The sequence below is a fragment of the Streptomyces sp. NBC_01171 genome, assembly GCF_045039805.1.
Lineage (GTDB): Bacteria > Actinomycetota > Actinomycetes > Streptomycetales > Streptomycetaceae > Streptomyces.
In genome coordinates, this window is record NZ_CP108609.1 from 4006350 (window position 1) to 4025312 (window position 18963).

Sequence of the window (18963 nt, forward strand, 5' to 3'; positions counted from 1 at the left end):
CGCGGATGACCTCTCTGGACGAAGCCCGGTCGCTGCTGCGGGAGTTCCCCGTCGTCGACGGGCACAACGACCTGCCGTGGGCGCTGCGGGAGCAGGTCGCCTACGACCTCGGCGCGCGGGACATCGCCGGGGACCAGGGCGCGCATCTGCACACCGACCTGCCGCGGCTGCGCGAGGGTGGCGTGGGGGCGCAGTACTGGTCCGTGTACGTGCGGTCCGATCTGCCCGACGCGGTGCCGGCCACGCTGGAGCAGATCGACTGTGTGACGCGGCTGATCGAGCGGTACCCGGCCGAGCTGGCGCCCGCGCTGACGGCGGCCGACATGGAGGCGGCCCGCGCCTCCGGGCGGATCGCCTCGCTGATGGGGGCTGAAGGCGGCCACTCCATCGCCAACTCCCTCGGCACGCTCAGGGGGTTGTACGCGCTGGGCGTGCGGTACATGACGCTCACCCACAACGACAACGTGGACTGGGCGGACTCCGCGACCGACGAGCCGAAGGCCGGGGGTCTGACCGCGTTCGGCCGTGAGGTCGTCCGCGAGATGAACCGGCTCGGCATGCTGGTCGACCTCTCCCACGTCGCGGCGACGACGATGCGGGACGCGCTGGACGCCACCTCGGCGCCGGTGATCTTCTCGCACTCCTCCGCGCGTGCCGTCTGCGACCACCCGCGCAACATCCCGGACGACGTGCTGGAGCGGCTGCCGGCCAACGGCGGCATGGCGATGGTGACCTTCGTGCCGAAGTTCGTCCTCCAGGCCGCCGTGGACTGGACGGCCGCCGCCGACGACAACATGCGCGCGCACGGCCTGCACCACCTCGACACCACCGAGGAGGGCATGAAGGTCCACCGGGAGTTCGAGGAGCGCAACCCGCGTCCGGTCGCCACGGTGTCCACGGTCGCGGACCACCTCGACCACATGCGCGAGGTCGCCGGGATCGACCACCTCGGTATCGGCGGCGACTACGACGGCACCGCCTTCACCCCGGACGGTCTGAACGACGTCTCCGGTTATCCGAACCTGATCGCGGAGCTGCTGGAGCGCGGCTGGTCCAAGCCGGACCTCGCCAAGCTGACCTGGCAGAACGCGGTCCGCGTCCTGGGCGCGGCGGAGGACGTCGCGCGCGAGCAGCGTGCTGCCCGCCCGGCGTCGCACGCGACGATCGAGTCGCTGGACGGCTAGCCGTCGAGGGCGGGGTAGTCGGTGTATCCGTCGGCCCCGCCCACGTACATCAGGTACCGCTCGCGGAGCGGGTTGAGCGGGGCGCCCCGGCGCAGGCGGGTGATCAGGTCCGGGTTGGCGATGTAGGGGCGGCCGAGGGCGACCAGGTCCGCGCCGGAGGCCAGCATCTCGCGCGACGCCCGTGTCACCGCCTCGGTGGTCAGGTCGGTCAGCACCGGGTTGCCGATCAGGATGCCGGGCCAGTCGGCGCGCAGCCGCCGGTACAGCTCGTCGCCGGGGTCGGCGCGGACCAGGTGCAGATAGGCGAGGCCCAGGCCGCGCAGGCGGTGCACGAGGGCCGGGTACAGGTCGGCGGTGTCGTCCTCCTGGATGCCGTTGACCGTGCCGCCCGGTGAGATCCGTACACCCACCCGCTCGGCGCCGATCGCGTCGGCCACCGCCTCGGTCACCTCCACGGTGAAGCGCACCCGGTGTTCGGGCGGGCCGCCGTAGGCGTCGGTGCGGCGGTTGGTGTTCCCGGCGAGGAACTGGTGCAGCAGGTGCCCGTTGGCCGAGTGCACCTCCACGCCCCCGAACCCGGCGTCGATCGCCCGGCGGGCGGCGGAGGCGAAGTCGGCGACGGTGGTGCGGATGTCGTCGGGCGTCATCGCGCGGGGCACGGGGGCGGGCCGATGCCCGTGCCGCGTGAAGATCGTCTCCGGGAGCGGTACGGCGGAGGGTGCCACGGGGGTCAGCCCGGTCGTCGCCGGGTGGCTGACCCGGCCGCCGTGCTGGAGCTGGAGGAACATGTGCCCGCCGGCCGCCCGTACCGCCTCGGTGACCTTGCGCCAGCCGTCGGTGTGCCGGTCGGTGTGCATCGCGGCGATGTCCGGGTAGGTCTGGCCGACCGCGTTCGGGGTGGCGGCCTCGCCGATGATGAGGCCGGCGGAGGCGCGCTGGGCGTAGTAGTCCGCCATGAGCGGGGTCGGGGTACCGTCCGCCTCCGCGCGGTTGCGGGTGAGCGGGGCCATCAACAGGTGGTGGGGGAGGGCGAGTTCGCCGAGCCGGGCCGGGGCCAGGAAGTCCGTCATGGCCGTACCGTAGAAGCTGACACCGGTGTCAGGTTCAAGCCCTGGGGAGGCGCACATGCGGATCGGTGAACTGGCCCGGCGCACCGGCGTGAGCGAGCGGTCGCTGCGCTACTACGAGAGCCGGGGCCTGCTCGCGGCCGAGCGCACGGCGGGCGGCCACCGGGAGTTCCCGGAGACCGCCGTCGACCGCGTGGTCCGCATCCAGGAGCTGTACGCGGCCGGCCTGCACAGCGACCGCATCCGCCACCTCCTCCCCTGCATGCGTGACCAGGACGGCGGCCCCTCGGTCCAAGCCACCCCCCGCCTCCTGGCCGACCTCACCGAGGAACGCACCCGCATAGACCGCCTCATCACCGACCTCCACCGCACTCGCGACACCTTGGACGAGGTCATCGAGGCGGCGGGGGGCGAGTGACGCCCCTTTGCCCGGTACCACTACGGCTGACCCGCCGGGGGCCTCAGCAGGCGCAGAGGCAGAACGGGTGGCCTGCTGGGTCGGCGTAGACGCGCCAGGTGCGGGTGGGGGCGTCGGTGTCGAGGGGCTTGGCGCCCAGGGTGAGGATCTGCTTTTCGGCCTCGTCCAGGTCGGGGACCGTGAGGTCGAGGTGGAACTGCTGGGAGGCGTCGGGGGAGGGCCAGGCCGGGGGGACGTGGCCCGGGGCGCGCTGGAAGGCGAGGGTCGGGCCGGTGGGGGTGCGCAGGTCCACCCAGTCGGCGTCCCCCTCCACCGTGCCGCCCAGGATCTCGGCGTAGAAGCCGGCCAGGGCCTCGGGGTCGGGACAGTCCAGGACGACCGCGCCCAGCTCGGCGAGAGCCATGACTTCCTCCTTGGATATGCGTCACGTAAGGCTTGTCTACCGGTAACGGTTACCCCATGGTCCCGCATGAGGGGTAACTGCTCGCCCCCGCCGCGCTGTTGGTCACCGTGGACGACGCCGACGGCTCCGCCGCCCTCGCTCTCGCCGACACCGGGCCGCTGGTGCTCGACGCAGAGGTGCGGGGCACGCGCGAAGATGCGCCGCTACCGGGCCAAGGACAGGTAAGAGCCGGGGGGTTGCCCGGCCGCCGCCCGGCCCGGTGGTGCACAATGCGCACAGACGCCGGTTCGGCCGACTGAGCCTCGGCCGAACCGGCGTCGTACGGAAAGCGGGTTACGCGGTCGGGCGGCCCATCGCCCGGAACGTCCAGCCCGCCTTGCGCCACGGCACCGGGTCCAGCGCGTTCCGCCCGTCCAGCACGACCCGCGACGTCGCGACCTCGCCCAGCTCCTCCGGGTCCAGCTCGCGGAACTCCCGCCACTCGGTCAGGTGCAGCACCACGTCCGCCCCCCGTACGGCCTCCCGCGCCGACTCGGCGTAGCCCAGCGTCGGGAACAGCTTGCGGGCGTTGTCCATGCCCTTCGGGTCGTACACCGTGACCTGACCGCCCTGGAGGTGTATCTGGCCGGCCACGTTCAGCGCGGGGGAGTCCCGGACGTCGTCGGAGTCGGGCTTGAAGGTGGCCCCGAGCACCGCGACCCGCTTGCCGAGGAACGAGCCCCCGCCGAGCGCCTCCCGTGCCATCTCCACCATCTCGCCGCGCCGGCGCATGTTGATGGAGTCGATCTCGCGGAGGAAGGTGAGCGCCTGGTCGGCACCCAGCTCACCGGCGCGCGCCATGAAGGCGCGGATGTCCTTGGGCAGGCAGCCACCGCCGAAGCCGATCCCGGCGCGCAGGAACTTCTTCCCGATCCGATCGTCATGCCCGATGGCCTCGGCCAGCTTCACCACGTCACCGTCGGCGGCCTCGCACACCTCGGCCATCGCGTTGATGAAGGAGATCTTGGTGGCGAGGAAGGAGTTCGCGGCCGTCTTCACCAGCTCGGCGGTCGGGAAGTCGGTCACCACGAACGGGGTGCCCTCACCCAGCGGCGTCGCGTACACCTCGCGCAGCAGCTTCTCCGCGCGCTCCCCGCGCACGCCGACCACGATCCGGTCCGGGTGCAGGGTGTCCTGGACGGCGAAGCCCTCGCGCAGGAACTCGGGGTTCCAGGCCAGCTCGGCGTCGGCCCCGGCGGGCGCGTGCTCGGCGAGGTAGGCGGCGAGCCGGTCGGCCGAACCCACCGGCACCGTCGACTTGCCGACGACCAGCGCGGGGCGGCGCAGATGCGGGGCGAGGGAGGCGATGGCGGAGTCCACGTAGCTCATGTCGCAGGCGTACTCGCCGTGCTTCTGCGGGGTGTTGACGCAGACGAAGTGGACGTCGCCGAACTCCGCGACCTCGGCGAAGTCGGTGGTGAAGCGGAGCCGGCCGGTCGAGCCCTCGATGCCCGCGACATGCGCGCGCAGCAGCTCGTCCAGGCCGGGCTCGTACATCGGGGTCTCGCCCCGCTCCAGCATCGCGATCTTCTCGGGGACCACGTCGAGCCCCAGCACCTCGAAGCCGAGTTCGGCCATGGCCGCGGCGTGCGTGGCGCCGAGATAGCCGGTGCCGATCACGGTGATCTTGAGGCTCATGGGTGCTCCAGGCGGGGTACGTCGATGATGCGGCCCCCGAGCATAGTCGTGCCCGGGGGAGGTCTGGTCCGGGGAAAATCTCCCGCTGTCGCCAAGCTCACCTATGCGGGCCGGGGGCGGCGCTCTAAACTTTCAGTTACTTAACGGTAATTAGCGTCAGTATCACAGCATCTTTGGAGCGTGAGAGACCGTGGCCGGATCGGCTGACTTCGACCTGTACCGCCCGTCCGAGGAGCACGACATGCTCCGGGACGCCGTCCGCTCGCTGGTCGAGGCGAAGATCGCGCCGTTCGCCGCCGCGGTGGACGAGGAGGCCCGCTTCCCGCAGGAGGCGCTGGACGCGCTGGTCGCCAACGACCTGCACGCGGTCCACGTCCCCGAGGAGTTCGGCGGCGCCGGCGCCGACGCGCTCGCCACGGTCATCGTGATCGAGGAGGTGGCCCGCGCCTGCGTGTCCTCCTCGCTGATCCCGGCCGTGAACAAGCTCGGCTCCCTCCCGGTGATCCTCTCCGGCTCCACCGAGCTGAAGAAGAAGTACCTGGGCCCGCTGGCCAAGGGCGACGGCATGTTCTCGTACTGCCTCTCCGAGCCGGAGGCGGGCTCGGACGCGGCCGGCATGAAGACCAAGGCCGTGCGCGACGGCGACTTCTGGGTGCTCAACGGCGTCAAGCGCTGGATCACCAACGCGGGCGTCTCCGAGTACTACACGGTGATGGCCGTGACCGACCCCACCAAGCGTTCCAAGGGCATCTCCGCCTTCGTGGTGGAGAAGTCGGACGAGGGTGTGTCCTTCGGCGCCCCGGAGAAGAAGCTCGGTATCAAGGGCTCGCCCACCCGCGAGGTCTACTTCGACAACGTCCGCATCCCCGCCGACCGCATGATCGGCGAGGAGGGCACCGGCTTCGCCACCGCGATGAAGACGCTGGACCACACCCGCATCACCATCGCCGCGCAGGCCCTCGGTGTCGCCCAGGGCGCCCTCGACTACGCCAAGGGCTACGTCCAGGAGCGCAAGCAGTTCGGCAAGCCGATCGCGGACTTCCAGGGCATCCAGTTCATGCTGGCCGACATGGCGATGAAGATCGCCGCCGCCCGCGCCCTCACCTACCAGGCCGCGGCCGCCTCCGAGCGTGTCGACGCCGACCTCACCTTCCAGGGCGCCGCCGCCAAGTGCTTCGCCTCGGACGTGGCGATGGAGGTCACCACCGACGCCGTCCAGCTCCTCGGCGGCTACGGCTACACCCGCGACTACCCGGTCGAGCGCATGATGCGCGACGCCAAGATCACCCAGATCTACGAGGGCACCAACCAGGTCCAGCGGATCGTCATGGCCCGCAACCTGCCGAAGTAGCAGGTGACGCCGAAGGCGCCTCCCCGGCCGAGCGGGGGAGGCGCCTTCGTCATGTCCGGGGGCCGGGTCAGTTGCCGGAGACGGTGACCTTCTCGTCGTTGTTCAGCTCGTCCACCAGCGTCTTCACCTTCGCCTTGTCCCAGACGAGGTTGCCGCCGACGGAGCCGGAGACGGGCATGTTCAGGGACGTGCCGTCGCCGCCGTTGACGCCCTTCATCGCCCAGAACATCGAGGCCAGGTCGAACAGGCCCATGTCCTTGTCGACGCTGAGGGAGTCCAGGCCCGCGCCCATCGTCGGATAGAACTTGAAGGGGTTCAGCACGGTCGACGGGGTCGCCACCTGGTGGGCCAGCGCCGCGAGGAACTTCTGCTGGTTCTTGGTCCGCTCCAGGTCGGAGGCGGCGAAGGCGTGCCGGGTACGGACGAAGGCGAGGGCCTGCTCGCCGTTGAGGGTCTGCTCGCCCGCCTGGAAGTCGGCGCCGGAGTACTTGTCCTTGAAGCCCTTGTCGATCTTGATGTCGACGCCGCCGACCGCGTCCACGATGTTGGCGAAGCCGGCGAAGCCGATCTCCACGTAGTGGTCGATGCGCAGCCCGGTGTTGTACTCCACGGTCCGGGTCAGCAGGGTGGGGCCGTCCTCGGCGTAGGTCGCGTTCAGCTTCGCGTGCCGGCCGGTGGCGGGGTAGACCTTGCCCGAGGTGGAGCCCTTGTAGGAGGGGACGACCACGTCGGAGTCGCGGGGCAGGGATATCAGGGTGTCGCCGTTGGAACCCACGTGCAGGATCATCACCGAGTCCGTGCGCTGGCCCTCGGCGGACCCCGTGTGGAGTCTCTTCTTGTCCTCGCTCGTCATGCCCTTGCGGCTGTCGGAGCCGACGATCAGGTAGTTGGTGCCGTCGCCCTCCGAGGGGCGGTCGATCACCTGGGACAGGTCGACGTCCCGGTTCAGCTTGGAGTCGGCCCAGAAGTAGGTGGCCACCGAGGTGACGACCAGCACAGCGGCCAGGGTGATCGCGCCCACCTTGATCCGGCGGCCCCAGTTGGGCGCCGGGCGGGGTGCGCGAGTACCGGCCGGGGCGCCGGGGCCACCCGGGCCGCCACCGCCGTAGACCTGGCCGGTGTTGTAACCGCTGTCGTAGCCGTCGTGGCCCTGGCCGTCGACGTACGACGGCTGCCTGGGCACACCGCCGCCGTACTGCGGCGCGGGAGCGCCGGGCGGCGGCGCGGCCGGGCGTCGTACCTGCCGCATCACGCGCGGGCCTTCCGGCTGCGCACCGGCGCTGCCGCGTCCGTAGCGGGGGCCGCGCTCGTCGTCGGACCATCCCTCGGGCCAGTCATTCATGCGCCCCAGTGTGCAGGGTGCCCACGGATGCCTTACAAGGGTTGTCGGAAAATCGGAGCGCCTCTGTTGCGAACCCGACATAAATTCCGCGAAAGCCGCTTCGGCATAAGGTGGGGGACATGACAGACCAGGCGCCCGCCGCTTCTCCGGAGATTCCGGGCAAGCCCACTTCCGCTTCCCGCACCACCCTCAGCCACATCATGACCCACAACGACACCAACCTGCTGGGGACGGTGCACGGTGGTGTGATCATGAAGCTCGTCGACGACGCCGCGGGCGCCGTGGCGGGCCGCCACTCCGGCGGGCCCGCCGTCACCGCGTCCATGGACGAGATGGTCTTCCTGGAGCCGGTGCGCGTCGGCGACCTGGTGCACGTCAAGGCCCAGGTGAACTGGACCGGCCGCACCTCCATGGAGATCGGCGTACGGGTCCTGGCCGAGCGCTGGAACGAGTCCGCGCCCGCCACCCAGGTCGGCTCCGCCTACCTCGTCTTCACCGGCGTCGACGCCGACGGCAAGCCGCGCCAGGTCCCCCCGGTCCTCCCCGAGACCGAACGCGACCGCCGCCGCCACCAGGAAGCCCAGATCCGCCGCACCCACCGCCTCGCCCGCCGCCGCGCCATCCGCGAACTCCGCGAACGCCGAGCGGCGGAGGGCATCACGGACTAGGCCCTCCGGCCTTCGTCACGCCTGGCCCGAGCACACCACCTCGTCGCCCCTGACCACCGGCGCGTCCGGGGCGGCGATCTGGGGGGCCCTGACCGGGTGGACGGACTTCCAGTCGGCGCCGGCTGTCACACGGAGAACGGGGCCGAAGCCGGGGGCCGGGCGGAGTTCGCTGCCGGGGAGAGCCGCGGCCAGGGAGCGGGCGGAGCGGTCCCAGCGGGGGTCGTAGGAGATCACCGTGTGCTCGACCGGGTGCGCGGCGGTGACCGGCCGGTGGGTGGTGGCGAAGCCGGTCGCGGCGAGCGCCGCGTCCACCTTGCGGCCGAGCCCGGCCGTACCGGTGCCGTTCTCCACCCGGACCCGGACCGCGTGCGGGTCGACCTCGACGGTCGTCGCCGCCGGGGCCTTCCTCGCCGGGCGCGCGCCGAGCGGCTTGTCGTCGCGCAGGTCGGTGAAGAGCTGCTCGGACTTGACCGGGTCCCACTTCAGGGTCGACCCGACGCCCTTCACGGCGAAGCCCATCTGCGCGATGGGCACGGTGGTGAACTCCGAGGACGAGGGCGAGAAGTTCCGCATGGCCCGGCCGAGGTCGAGCAGCTCGTCGGTGCCGAACCCGTTGTCCGCCCGCACCGAGCCGAGCACCGCCCGCGTCACGTCCCGGAACCGCATCGGGTTGAACAGCACCCCCGAGGACGTGGCCCGCTCGATCAGCGCCGCCATGAACCGCTGCTGGCGCTGCATCCGGCCCAGGTCGCTCGCCCCGTCCACGTGCCGGGCGCGGACGTACTGGAGCGCCTGCCCGCCGCCCAGGGTGTGCGGTCCGGGCGGGAGGTCGAGCCCGGTGTAGGCGTCCTTCAGTGGGGTCGGGGTGCAGATCTTCACCCCGCCGAGCGCGTCCACCGTCTTCATGAAGCTGGCGAAGTCGACCTCCAGGTAGTGGTCGACCTTCACATGCGTCATCGCCTCCACCGTGCGCACGGTGAGCTGCGGCCCGCCCTCGGCGTACGCCGCGTTCAGCTTCATCGGGTGCGCTTGGTGCCGCTCCCCGGTGGTCTGGTCGACGTGCTCGGGCACCTCGGTGTACGAGTCGCGCGGCAGGCTCACCACGCTGGCCCGCTCCCGGTCCTCCGAGATGTGCACGATCATCACCGTGTCGGTGCAGTGGCAGGGCGCGCCGCCCAGCCGGTACGCGCGCCGCTCCGCCTCGGTGATCTTGTCCCGGCCGTCGGTGCCGACCAGCAGCACGTTCATGCCGTGGCCCGCGCGGGGCCGGTTCTTCATGTCCTTGAAGGCGTCGACGCGTGTGATGCCCGAGGCCAGGCCGGTGACGACCGCGTGGCCGATCCCGGCCGAGGCGAGCACCGCCACCGACAGCGCGGTCACCGCCCGCACCGCCCAGTGCGGCCGCCGCCTGCGGGCGAGGGGACCCCCTCGCACCCGGCCGGAAGGCCGCGGCCGGCGCGGCGGCCTGGGGGCGCCCCCCGCACCCCGGACGGAGGGGGAGGGGGGCCGAGGCGGTCTGGGCAAGGGACACCTCCGGGCTGCGGCCGTACGTGGGAATGTGATCACCGTAGGTCGATACGATCTCCAGCCCGCGTCGCGGCCGCGGCGGCGCGCAACGGTGTCCCCCATTCGCGGTAACGTGAGCCCCCTATGAACGCCAAGCCCGATGTGCGGCACCCCGCCGTGTCCGTGATCATGCCCGTGCTCAACGAGGAGCGGCATCTGCGCGGGGCCGTCCAAGCGATCCTCGCGCAGGAGTACGCCGGCGACATGGAGGTCGTGATCGCCCTCGGTCCCTCAGCGGACCGTACGGACGAGATCGCGGCCGAGCTGGTGGCCGAGGACCCCCGCGTGGTCACGGTCCCCAACCCCACCGGCCGTACCCCGGCCGCGCTGAACGCCGCGATCAAGGCGTCCCGGCACCCGGTCGTGGTGCGCGTGGACGGCCACGGCATCCTCTCGCCGAACTACATCGCCACCGCCGTACGGCTCCTGGAGGAGACCGGCGCGCAGAACGTCGGCGGCATCATGCACGCCGAGGGCGAGAACGACTGGGAGCACGCGGTCGCCGCCGCGATGACCTCCAAGATCGGTGTCGGCAACGCCGCCTTCCACACCGGTGGCGCGGCAGCCCCCGCCGAGACGGTCTACCTCGGTGTGTTCCGCCGCGAGGCGCTGGAGCAACAGGGCGGATACAACGAGGAGTTCATCCGCGCCCAGGACTGGGAGCTGAACTTCCGCATCCGCGAGGCGGGCGGCCTGATCTGGTTCTCGCCCGAGCTGCGGGTCTCCTACCGGCCGCGCCCGAGCATCAAGGCGCTGGCCAAGCAGTACAAGGACTACGGCCGCTGGCGGCACGTCGTCGCCCGCTACCACGAGGGCTCCATCAACCTCCGCTACCTCGCCCCGCCGGCCGCCGTGTGCGCGATCGCGGCGGGCGTCGTGGTCGGCGTGGCCCTGACCCCCTGGGGCTTCGTCGTCCCCGCCGGCTACCTGGCCGCTATCGCCGCGGGCTCCGTACCGGCCGGCAAGGGCCTCCCCCTCAAGGCCCGCCTCCAGATCCCCGTGGCCCTCGCCACCATGCACATGTCCTGGGGCTTCGGCTTCCTGACCAGCCCCAAGTCCCTGGCGAAGCGCGTCATCGCGTCCCGCCGCCCGGCGGTGCTCGAACCCCGGTAGTGACCACGCGAAAGGGCCCTTCCCGCAGCCGGGAGGGGCCCTTTTCGTGTCGACCGGCTACCAGCGGTACGGCTCGTACACGTCCATGCAGGACTTGTCGTCGGAGCCGTTGATGGCGTCCGTACCGGTGGGCAGGTCGCCGGCCTTCGGGGCGGCCTTCTTGGGATACGAGTCGCCGGTGCGCCAGTCCGCGCCGACCACGACGGTCACGCCGGAGACGTCGGTGGAACGTTCCACCTGTTTCGCCGGGATACCCAGCGCCTTGGCCACTGCCTGGGCGTCGCCCTCCAGGTCGGCGCTCGGGTAGCGCACCACCGTCTCGTCGGCGGACGGCGCCGCCGAGGTGTCCGCCTGGGCCTGGGAGTACCCCTTGGCGCCCAGGGCGCTCGCCACCGCGCGGGCGCGACCGCTGACCGGGGCCAGCGTGTCGCTGCGGGTGCCGTTCTGCACCTGCACCCCGAGCCGCTCGGGAGCGGCGGAGGGCGCCTTGGCGGGCTCGGCGTCCGCGGCCTTCTTCTTGGCCGGCTTGCCGTTCTTGTCGAGCGACACGTCCTCGCGGAGCATCTGCCACAGCTTGTCGGCGCTGCCCTGGGCGGGGAGCACGTGCGAACTGTTCGACGGGTCCTCGATGTTCGGCATCGTCACCGAGGTGATCCGGTTGGTCGGTACCGCCTTCAGCTCCATGCCGAGGTCGTACAGCTTCTTGACGCTGCTGATCTCGTCGGACACCGTCAGGGACTTGGTGGCCGCCTCGGCGAGGTCCATCAGCCGGCCGCTGTCGGTGAAGACGTTCTGGCCCTTGAGCGTCCGGATCATCGAGTTCAGGTACATGTGCTGGGCGCGGGCGCGCATCACGTCGCTGCCCCAGGCGTGCCGGGTGCGCAGCCACTGGAGGGCCTGCTCGCCCTTGACCTTGTGGGTCCCCGCCGTCATCTTCAGGCCGGAGCCGCCGCGCTGGGCGGCGGTGGAGCGGTCCCAGACGTTCTGGTTGACGCACACGTCGACCCCGCGGATCGCGTCCGCCATCCGCACCACACCGGCGAAGTCGATCGTCATCCAGTGGTCGATGTAGACCCCGGTGAGGTTCTCCCAGGTCGCCAGCGTGCAGCCGGCGCCGCCCCGGGCGAGCGTGGTGTTGATGATGTCGTTGGTCGCCGGGTAGACCCGTCCGGTCTTGGCGTCCTTGCACTCGGGGATGTCCACGCGGGTGTCGCGGGGGATGCTCACCATGGCGGCGCTCTTCCGGTCCGCGGAGACGTGGATCAGCATCTGCACGTCACCGAGGGGCGGGTTGCTGCGGTTGTCCTTGCTGCCGCCGAGCTTCACGTTCTCCGCCGAGGCACGGCTGTCGGAGCCGATCAGCAGGATGTTCAGCGGGGTCTGGCCGGCCGCGTTGGGCCGGGTGCGCTGGGCCCGGGAGTCGTCGCTGCCGCTGCGCGCACCCTTCTGGATGTTGCCGTTGAGATGCTGGTAGTAGAGGTATCCGGCGCCGGCCGTGCCGAGTATCAGCAGCGCCAGCACACTCGCCGACCAGCGCAGCGCGCGCCGGCCGCCTGGCCGTCCGTCCCGTTTCCCATTACGGCGCCGGCCGCCGGCGCCTCCGTCGCGCGGGCCCCCGGCCCTCGGCGCGCGCTCTCTGGTGTCCTGCGCCACCGAACCCCTCCCCCGAACCCGACTTTGCGACAACTCCCCGTCCTTCCACCACACACGCAGCAAACGGGCCCGTCCCGCGCCGAGTTAGACGCACGACGGGCCCATTGGGTTACCTAAGAGGCGCACTCCACCTTGTCGGCCGTGGACTTGTTGCTCACGTCCGGTGCTTTGGCCGGTGCGGTGAGCGAGACACCCGCGCCCTTGAAGTCCTTGCCCAGTGTCAGCGACATCGTGGGCAGACCCTGGGCGTTGGTGACGCTCTTACCCGGCTTCAGCGCCGAGCCGGACAGGCCCATAAGGGCGGCCAGTTCGCGTGCCTGCGGTGCCTGGTCGGGCGCGTACTCCAGCGTCGTCCTGCTCACCTCGGCCGGGGCGTTGCCCGCGTTCTCCGACTTGAGGATGCCCTTCTCGGTCTGCATCCAGTTCACGACATCCTGCGCGGCGCCGTCGGCCGCGCCGCCGTTCATGATGCGCACCCGCACGTCGGACGGCGCCGACCTACTGCCCTTCAGCCGGGCGGCCTGGGCGTCCTTGGCGGCCTTCTCCTTCTTCTTGACGTCGGTGAAGGAGACGTCGTTGTTGATGGCGTCGAAGATCTCCGGGCCCGTGGTCTGGTTGACCACGACGGTCGCGTGCACCTTCTCCGCCGGATTGTCGATCACCGGCACCGTGAGGAAGGTGATGTTCTTCGGCGGGACCTTCTTCATCTCCAGCGCGATGTCCTTGAGCGTGCTCACGGTCTTGATGCCCTGGTCGACGGTGAGCGCGTTGGTCGCCGCCTCGGCGAGGTCCAGCAGCTTGCGCGGGTTGGTCAGGGTGTCGCTGGAGGACATGTCCCGCATCAGCGAACCCATGAACTGCTGCTGCACCTTGATCCGGTCCAGGTCGCCCTGGTTGCCCCAGGCGTGCCGGGTACGGACGAACGCCAGCGCCTGCTCGCCCTCGATCTTGGACTCGCCGGCGGGCAGCTCCAGGTGGGAGTCCTTGTCGTTCACCGCGTGCTTCAGGCAGACCTTGACGCCGCCGACCGCCGAGGTCAGCGTCTTGACCGCGTTGAAGTCGACCATCATGAAGTGGTCCGGCGTGATGCCCGTGACCGCCTTCACCGTACGCATCGTGCAGCCCGCGTCCCGGCCCTCCTGGCCGAGGCTGGTGTTGAAGCGGACCTGGCTGGAGCCGGGGATGACCTTCTTGCTGCCGTCGGGCTGGACGGTCTCGCAGTCCGGCACATCCACGATCATGTCGCGGGGGATGCTCAGCGCCGTCGCGTTGGTCCGGTCCTTGGCGACGTGCAGCAGGATGTTGGTGTCCGCGTGGCCGACGCTGTTCTTGTCGCCGTACCCCTCGTTGCCGGCGCCGGTGCGCTTGTCGGTGCCGATGATCAGTATGTTGAAGGCGTCGTCCTTGCTGAAGCCCTGCTTCGCCGCGCTGCCGACGTCGGTCGCGGAGACGTTGCCCTCGAGATGCTTGAGGTAGAGGTAGCCCGCCGAGCCGGTGGCGACCAGCACCAGCGCCAGACCGCCGCCGGTCCAGGCCACGATCTTCTTGGTCTTCGACTTCTTCTTCACCGGGCGCCGGTTGCGCCGCCCCGGCGGCGGCTCCGGCTCGGCCCCCCTGCGGCGGCGCGGATGCGGCACCTCGGCACCGCGCTCCGGAGCCTCCCGTACCGCCGCGCCGCCCCGGCCGCGCTCGGCCTCGGGATCAGCGGGGCGGCCGCGCCGGGAGGCCCGCGGTCCGGGAACCGGTGACTGCGGTGCGGAATTGCTCAGTCGCAGTTCGTATTCGCCGGTGTTCGGATTGAGTACCCACTGGTCTGCGGGGTCGATGTTCTCCGCCCGCCCACGGCTTTGCGCGTCCACGGTTGTCCGAATCCTCCGTCGGGGCCACGCGGCGCCTTCCCCCTCGTAGGCGCTCGGGTCTCGGTGAAACGGTGCGCGGTCGGAGGACGGACCTCACGGGCCGGGGTGCACCGGATCGCTCACACTATCCGCCCTGTTCAGGGTCGAGCGACGCCGGTGACGAATTCCACGTCCTTAGAACTGGGCAATCCCGCTCATTCCTCTGAACAAAAGTTCGCCGATTTGGTGTGGGGATTACTCACACGTGTGCGCGGCGGCTGTGCTGCCCCGGTACGTAGGGGTGGCCGAAGGGGAGATTCCCGCGTTGTCGCCGAGGGACTTACCGCCGTTTTCCGGTGAAGTGTCCGCCACTTCGACGGGCCGGTCCGCGCGCAGCCGGGAGAACAGTTCCCCGGCCTGGGGCTGCACCAGTTGGTCACGGTCGGAGTCGTATACATACGCCTCGCGCGGAGCGGTGAGGAAGCGCACATGTTCGGTGGGGATGTCGCGCACTCCCCGGACCAACCGGTACAAGCCCCGCAGACTGGCCAGTTCGGGGTCGGTGGTGAGCGCCGAGGTCGCCGCGTCCAGCACCGGATACAGCTTCACGGGGTTCAGCAGGACGCCGTCGCCGCTCACCTTCTCCACCAGCGCGCCGAGGAACCGCTGCTGGCGGTCCATCCGGTCGGTGTCGCTGCCGTCCCCCAGCGACTTGCGGGCCCGTACGTAGCCGAGCGCCTGCTCGCCGTTCAGGGTGACCCGGCCGGCGGGCAGCTTGAGCTTGGCCGCCTTGTCGTCGATCGGCTCGCTGAGGCACACCCGCACCCCGTCGACGGCGTCCACCATCTGCTTGAACCCGCTGAAGTCGACGACCATGTGGTGGTCGACCCGGATGCCGGTCAGCTCCTCGACGGTACGGATGGTGCAGGCCGAACCACCGACCTGGAAGGCGGTGTTGAACATGGCGAACGACGGTTCGGTCCGCCCGCCGCCGGTGCGCGGGCAGGCCGGGACGCGCACCATCAGGTCGCGGGGGAGCGAGACGGCGGTGGCGCTGCGCCGGTCGGCCGCCAGGTGGAGCAGGATCGTGGTGTCCGAGCGCTCCGTGCCCGAGTCCCGCCCGTACTGCTCGTTGCCGCTCCCGGCCCGGGTGTCGGTGCCGATCAGCAGGATGTTCTGGGCACCCGACACCAGCGCGGTGGGGCGCTCCTTGTCGTAGCGGGCCAGCTCGCGCGCGGCCGCCTCGTCGGGGGTGATGTTGTCGCTGAGCCGGGCGTACAGCGCCCAGCCGGCCCCGCCCGCCGCCAGGAGCAGCACAGCCGCGCCGATCGCGCCGCCCCTCAGCCACCGCCGTCGGCGCCGCCGCGCGAGCCCGTCCCCGGTGGCCGAGCCGCCGGGCACGGCCGAGTCGTCCGCGCTCTCGGGCACGGCGGCACCACCCCTCGCGGTCGTCCGGGCGTCACGTCCTGCTCCTACGACCATGGCGGCGCGGACATCCCCGAGCCGCCCTTTGCTGGGCCGGGCGGGTGACCCAGGGGGTGTCTAGTGCCGGGAGGCGGTCACCCGCTCGGTGTCGATGCGCTGCGCCAGCGCGTCGGCGGGCAGCTTGTCGAGGTTGCGGCACAGCACCACCGAGCCCCCGGCGGCCAGCGGCGCGTACAGCCCCGCGCTCAGCCCGGCCCAGGTGTCGTACGGCAGCCCCGACAGCAGCCGGGAGCCCGGCCCGGTGAGGTCCAGGTCGGGCACGTCGGCGAGCGCCCGCTCCACCACCTCGGCCGCGCTGAACTCGGCCCCGGCCACGATCAGCGCGGGCTCCTCCGGGTCCACCGGCGCGAACGGGGCGAACTGGTCGCCCTGGCCCGGCACTTCGGCGGCGTAGTCCATGAAGCCTTCCGGCGTCTGCGGGAACCGCCCACCCAGCGGACGCAGCGCCAGCGCGACCCGCTCGCCCCGGCAGGCCCGCGCCTCCTCCAGCGTGTCCGGCCCGCTGACCACCACGTCGGCCGCGGCCGGGTTCCCGGACACGTCGGCCACCGCGCCCACCGACGAGCACGCCAGCAGCCAGACGGCCGTCTGCCAGTGCGCGGGCAGCAGCAGCGCCACCCGGTCTCCGGGGGCCACGGACAGCTCGCCCTGGAGCAGATTGGCGGTCTTGGCCACCCAGTTGGCGAAGGTGGCGACGGACAGCTCGACGCGTTCGCCCGTGGCGTCGTCGTAGAAGGTCACCAGGGGGCGTCCGGCGTCCGCGGCGAGCGCGGAACGCAGCAGGCCGGCTGGGGTGCGATCGGTGGCGTTCATCCGCGCAAGGGTACGCGGGCGGAGCCGCGCCCGACGGCCGCTCAGCACCGGTGCCTGCGGCCGGTGTCCGGCTGCCACTCGCCCGTGCGGACGCGTACGGCCGGGGGACGGCGCCCGCCGATCCGCCCGACACCGCGCGGCCATCGAGGGCCGGCACCGCACCGTCTGCCTACACTGGCCGGCCGAAAACGAGACGTTCCGCCGGTCCCGGCAGGAAGCGGAGACGACAGGTGACAGAAGCGATCCTCCTGGTCGGCGGCAAGGGCACGCGGCTGCGGCCGCTCACGGTGCACACGCCCAAGCCCATGGTCCCGGCGGCCGGGGTGCCGTTCCTCACGCACCAACTGGCGAGAGCGAGAGCCGCGGGCGTGGACCACATCGTCCTCGCCACCAGCTACCTCGCCGAGGTCTTCGAACCCCACTTCGGCGACGGTTCCGCCCTCGGGCTCCACCTGGAGTACGTCACCGAGAAGGAGCCGCTGGGCACCGGCGGCGCCATCCGCAACGTCGCCGAACGGCTGCACTCCGGCCCGGACGAGCCCGTCCTGATCTTCAACGGCGACATCCTCACCGGCCTCGACATCCGGGCCCTGGTCGACACCCACGAGTCCACCGGCGCCGATGTCTCCCTGCACCTGACCCAGGTCACCGACCCCCGCGCCTACGGACTGGTCCCCACCGACGACACCGGCCGCGTGCTGGCCTTCCTGGAGAAGCCGCAGACGCCCGAGGAGATCGTCACCGACCAGATCAACGCGGGTGCCTACGTCTTCCGCCGCTCCGTCATCGACACCATCCCCGCCGGGCGCCCGGTGTCCGTGGAGCGCGAGACCTTCCCGGACCTGCTGGCCGCCGGGGCGCACCTCCAGGGCATGGTCGACTCCACCTACTGGCTCGACCTCGGCACCCCGGCCGCCTTCGTCCGGGGCTCCGCCGACCTCGTCATGGGCCGCGCGCCCTCACCCGCCGTGCCCGGCCGGCGCGGAGACCGGCTGATCCTGCCGACGGCCAGGGTCGCGCCGGACGCCAAGCTGACCGGGGGCACGGTGGTGGGCGAGGGCGCGTTCGTCGCCGAGGGGGCGCGGGTGTGCGGCTCCACGATCCTGCCGGGCGCGGTCATCGAGCCCGGCGCGGTCGTCACCGACTCCCTCATCGGCAGCCGGGCCCGCGTGGGCGAACGGTCCGTCCTCACCGGCGCGGTGGTCGGGGACGGCGCCGTGGTCGGAGCCGACAACGAGCTGCGGGACGGGGTCCGGGTGTGGTGCGACGCGCGCATCCCGGCCGGGGCGGTCAGGTTCTCCTCGGACCAGTGACCCCGGTTCACCACTTGCCGATGTCCGTCTTCCGCATCTTCGGGTGCCGGCGCGGCGGGGTGTTGCCGCTGAGCAGGACGTAGCGGGCGGCCCGGTGGCGCTGGCCCTCGGGGGCGTACGGCTCCAGCAGGCGCAGCATCTCCGCGTCGTCCGCGTCCCGGTTCCCGGCCAGCGCCCAGCCGACGATGCGGGGCAGGTGCAGATCGCCCGTGGTCACCGCGTCCGGCGCGCCATGGCTGCGCTGCACCACCTCGGCCGACGTCCACGGGCCGATGCCGGGGACGACCTCCAGGCGGGCCCGCGCCTCGGCCGGGGGCAGCCCCACCGTCTGCTCCAGCCGCGCGGCCAGCCGGACGGCCCGCAGGATGGTGGAGGCGCGCTTGTCGTCCACGCCCGCCCGGTGCCACTCCCAGGACGGGATCAGCGCCCAGGTCCGGGGCGCGGGCATCACCCACATCGGGCGCTCGCCCGTACCGGCCGGGCCCGGCGCGGGCTCCCCGAACCAGCTCACCAGCCGCCGCCACGCCCGGTACGCCTCGTCGGCGGTGACCTTCTGCTCCAGCACCGAGGGGATGAGCGACTCCAGCACCAGCCCGGTCCGGGTCAGCCGCAGTCCGGGGCGCCGGTGCCGGGCGAGGGCGACCAGCCGGTGCCGGGGCTCGAAGACGGCGGGCTCGTCGGCGGCGCCCAGCAGCTCGGGCAGCCGGTCCAGCAGCCAGTCGGCGCCGGGCCCCCACGCCTGGCCGTGCACCTCGCCGCCGGACACGTACACGCGCAGCGTGCCCGGCCCGGCAGGGGTACGGGTGGCCCGCCACACCGAGCCGTCGCGCGTCGCGCGGAACGTCGGGTCACCGCCGCCGCGCCGCAGCGGGCCCAGCACCAGTCCGAGGTCGTACGGCCCCTCGGGCACCCACGTCCGCACCCGGGGTCCGGCCGCCTGCCGGGGCACCACGGGTGCCGGAACCGCGTCGCGCACGGTCGCGTGCGACGGGGGCCGGGGGGCGAAACGTCCTGCCACGGGGAGAGGTCCTAGGGGTGCGGATGGGCCGGGGGTGCCCTATGAGACTAGGGC

At 71.8% G+C, this 18963-nt stretch carries 17 protein-coding genes; 7 read left to right on the forward strand and 10 right to left on the reverse strand.

From position 1 onward, the window contains the following. Nucleotides 1-5 precede the first annotated feature (5 nt). Complete coding sequence (locus OG448_RS18565; protein ID WP_405555209.1) at nucleotides 6-1184, forward strand: dipeptidase; 1179 nt, start codon at nucleotides 6-8, stop codon at nucleotides 1182-1184. On the opposite strand, the gene OG448_RS18570 is transcribed toward OG448_RS18565, so the two are convergent. Continuing rightward, nucleotides 1181-2254 carry an alkene reductase gene (locus tag OG448_RS18570; protein WP_405555211.1) on the reverse strand — a complete coding sequence of 358 codons (1074 nt, stop codon included), beginning with the start codon at nucleotides 2252-2254 and terminating at the stop codon, nucleotides 1181-1183. The two genes, OG448_RS18565 and OG448_RS18570, sit on opposite strands and share 4 nt — an antisense overlap. A gap of 55 nt (nucleotides 2255-2309) precedes the next feature. Between OG448_RS18570 and OG448_RS18575 the strand changes: the two genes are divergently transcribed. Beyond that, nucleotides 2310-2669 carry a MerR family transcriptional regulator gene (locus OG448_RS18575; protein WP_405555213.1) on the forward strand — a complete coding sequence of 120 codons (360 nt, stop codon included), beginning with the start codon at nucleotides 2310-2312 and terminating at the stop codon, nucleotides 2667-2669. 43 nt (nucleotides 2670-2712) lie between these two features. Here the strand turns inward: OG448_RS18575 and OG448_RS18580 are convergent, their stop codons facing one another. After that, nucleotides 2713-3072, reverse strand: a complete 360-nt coding sequence (locus OG448_RS18580; protein WP_405555215.1) for a VOC family protein — start codon at nucleotides 3070-3072, stop codon at nucleotides 2713-2715. 66 nt (nucleotides 3073-3138) lie between these two features. Here OG448_RS18580 and OG448_RS18585 point away from each other — a divergent pair, with 66 nt between their 5' ends. Next, complete coding sequence (locus tag OG448_RS18585) at nucleotides 3139-3297, forward strand: CGNR zinc finger domain-containing protein (RefSeq protein WP_405555217.1); 159 nt, start codon at nucleotides 3139-3141, stop codon at nucleotides 3295-3297. A gap of 108 nt (nucleotides 3298-3405) precedes the next feature. On the opposite strand, the gene OG448_RS18590 is transcribed toward OG448_RS18585, so the two are convergent. Next, on the reverse strand, nucleotides 3406-4749 hold the full coding sequence (locus OG448_RS18590) for a UDP-glucose dehydrogenase family protein (protein WP_405555219.1): 1344 nt from the start codon (nucleotides 4747-4749) through the stop codon (nucleotides 3406-3408). Nucleotides 4750-4939: 190 nt separating this feature from the next. Between OG448_RS18590 and OG448_RS18595 the strand changes: the two genes are divergently transcribed. Next, nucleotides 4940-6100, forward strand: a complete 1161-nt coding sequence (locus OG448_RS18595) for an acyl-CoA dehydrogenase family protein (RefSeq protein ID WP_030814394.1) — start codon at nucleotides 4940-4942, stop codon at nucleotides 6098-6100. Between the two features lie 67 nt (nucleotides 6101-6167). Here OG448_RS18595 and OG448_RS18600 read toward each other — a convergent pair whose 3' ends face one another. Beyond that, nucleotides 6168-7442, reverse strand: coding sequence for an LCP family protein (locus OG448_RS18600; protein WP_405555220.1), 1275 nt, complete (start codon nucleotides 7440-7442; stop codon nucleotides 6168-6170). A gap of 119 nt (nucleotides 7443-7561) precedes the next feature. Between OG448_RS18600 and OG448_RS18605 the strand changes: the two genes are divergently transcribed. After that, nucleotides 7562-8110 (forward strand): acyl-CoA thioesterase, encoded by a 549-nt coding sequence (locus OG448_RS18605; RefSeq protein ID WP_031184341.1) that lies wholly within the window; start codon nucleotides 7562-7564, stop codon nucleotides 8108-8110. 15 nt (nucleotides 8111-8125) lie between these two features. Here the strand turns inward: OG448_RS18605 and OG448_RS18610 are convergent, their stop codons facing one another. Then, nucleotides 8126-9499 carry an LCP family protein gene (locus tag OG448_RS18610; RefSeq protein ID WP_405558847.1) on the reverse strand — a complete coding sequence of 458 codons (1374 nt, stop codon included), beginning with the start codon at nucleotides 9497-9499 and terminating at the stop codon, nucleotides 8126-8128. A gap of 261 nt (nucleotides 9500-9760) precedes the next feature. Between OG448_RS18610 and OG448_RS18615 the strand changes: the two genes are divergently transcribed. Next, nucleotides 9761-10789, forward strand: coding sequence for a glycosyltransferase family 2 protein (locus OG448_RS18615; RefSeq protein WP_405555222.1), 1029 nt, complete (start codon nucleotides 9761-9763; stop codon nucleotides 10787-10789). A 57-nt stretch (nucleotides 10790-10846) separates the two neighbouring features. On the opposite strand, the gene OG448_RS18620 is transcribed toward OG448_RS18615, so the two are convergent. From OG448_RS18620 to OG448_RS18635, 4 genes are all read right to left on the reverse strand, one after another. Continuing rightward, nucleotides 10847-12442 (reverse strand): LCP family protein, encoded by a 1596-nt coding sequence (locus OG448_RS18620; protein ID WP_405555223.1) that lies wholly within the window; start codon nucleotides 12440-12442, stop codon nucleotides 10847-10849. Nucleotides 12443-12555: 113 nt separating this feature from the next. Then, nucleotides 12556-14301: an LCP family protein gene (locus tag OG448_RS18625; protein ID WP_405555225.1), complete on the reverse strand. Its 1746-nt coding sequence runs from the start codon at nucleotides 14299-14301 to the stop codon at nucleotides 12556-12558. A gap of 234 nt (nucleotides 14302-14535) precedes the next feature. Then, complete coding sequence (locus OG448_RS18630) at nucleotides 14536-15762, reverse strand: LCP family protein (RefSeq protein WP_405555226.1); 1227 nt, start codon at nucleotides 15760-15762, stop codon at nucleotides 14536-14538. Nucleotides 15763-15822: 60 nt separating this feature from the next. Beyond that, nucleotides 15823-16578 (reverse strand): TIGR03089 family protein, encoded by a 756-nt coding sequence (locus tag OG448_RS18635; RefSeq protein ID WP_405555228.1) that lies wholly within the window; start codon nucleotides 16576-16578, stop codon nucleotides 15823-15825. A gap of 230 nt (nucleotides 16579-16808) precedes the next feature. Between OG448_RS18635 and OG448_RS18640 the strand changes: the two genes are divergently transcribed. Beyond that, nucleotides 16809-17891 carry a sugar phosphate nucleotidyltransferase gene (locus OG448_RS18640; protein WP_405555230.1) on the forward strand — a complete coding sequence of 361 codons (1083 nt, stop codon included), beginning with the start codon at nucleotides 16809-16811 and terminating at the stop codon, nucleotides 17889-17891. A gap of 7 nt (nucleotides 17892-17898) precedes the next feature. On the opposite strand, the gene OG448_RS18645 is transcribed toward OG448_RS18640, so the two are convergent. After that, nucleotides 17899-18909 (reverse strand): DNA-3-methyladenine glycosylase family protein, encoded by a 1011-nt coding sequence (locus OG448_RS18645; RefSeq protein ID WP_405555231.1) that lies wholly within the window; start codon nucleotides 18907-18909, stop codon nucleotides 17899-17901. Between the last annotated feature and the right edge of the window lie 54 nt (nucleotides 18910-18963).

What these genes read in the sequence shown, in the direction of transcription:
- OG448_RS18575 (WP_405555213.1), top strand. Translation starts at nt 2,310, where the DNA reads ATGCGGATCGGTGAACTGGCCCGGCGCACCGGCGTGAGCGAGCGGTCG.
- OG448_RS18600 (WP_405555220.1), bottom strand. Translation starts at nt 7,442, where the DNA reads ATGAATGACTGGCCCGAGGGATGGTCCGACGACGAGCGCGGCCCCCGC.
- OG448_RS18580 (WP_405555215.1), bottom strand. Translation starts at nt 3,072, where the DNA reads ATGGCTCTCGCCGAGCTGGGCGCGGTCGTCCTGGACTGTCCCGACCCC.
- OG448_RS18590 (WP_405555219.1), bottom strand. Translation starts at nt 4,749, where the DNA reads ATGAGCCTCAAGATCACCGTGATCGGCACCGGCTATCTCGGCGCCACG.
- OG448_RS18570 (WP_405555211.1), bottom strand. Translation starts at nt 2,254, where the DNA reads ATGACGGACTTCCTGGCCCCGGCCCGGCTCGGCGAACTCGCCCTCCCC.
- OG448_RS18615 (WP_405555222.1), top strand. Translation starts at nt 9,761, where the DNA reads ATGAACGCCAAGCCCGATGTGCGGCACCCCGCCGTGTCCGTGATCATG.
- OG448_RS18635 (WP_405555228.1), bottom strand. Translation starts at nt 16,578, where the DNA reads ATGAACGCCACCGATCGCACCCCAGCCGGCCTGCTGCGTTCCGCGCTC.
- OG448_RS18565 (WP_405555209.1), top strand. Translation starts at nt 6, where the DNA reads ATGACCTCTCTGGACGAAGCCCGGTCGCTGCTGCGGGAGTTCCCCGTC.
- OG448_RS18605 (WP_031184341.1), top strand. Translation starts at nt 7,562, where the DNA reads ATGACAGACCAGGCGCCCGCCGCTTCTCCGGAGATTCCGGGCAAGCCC.
- OG448_RS18630 (WP_405555226.1), bottom strand. Translation starts at nt 15,762, where the DNA reads ATGGTCGTAGGAGCAGGACGTGACGCCCGGACGACCGCGAGGGGTGGT.
- OG448_RS18585 (WP_405555217.1), top strand. Translation starts at nt 3,139, where the DNA reads ATGAGGGGTAACTGCTCGCCCCCGCCGCGCTGTTGGTCACCGTGGACG.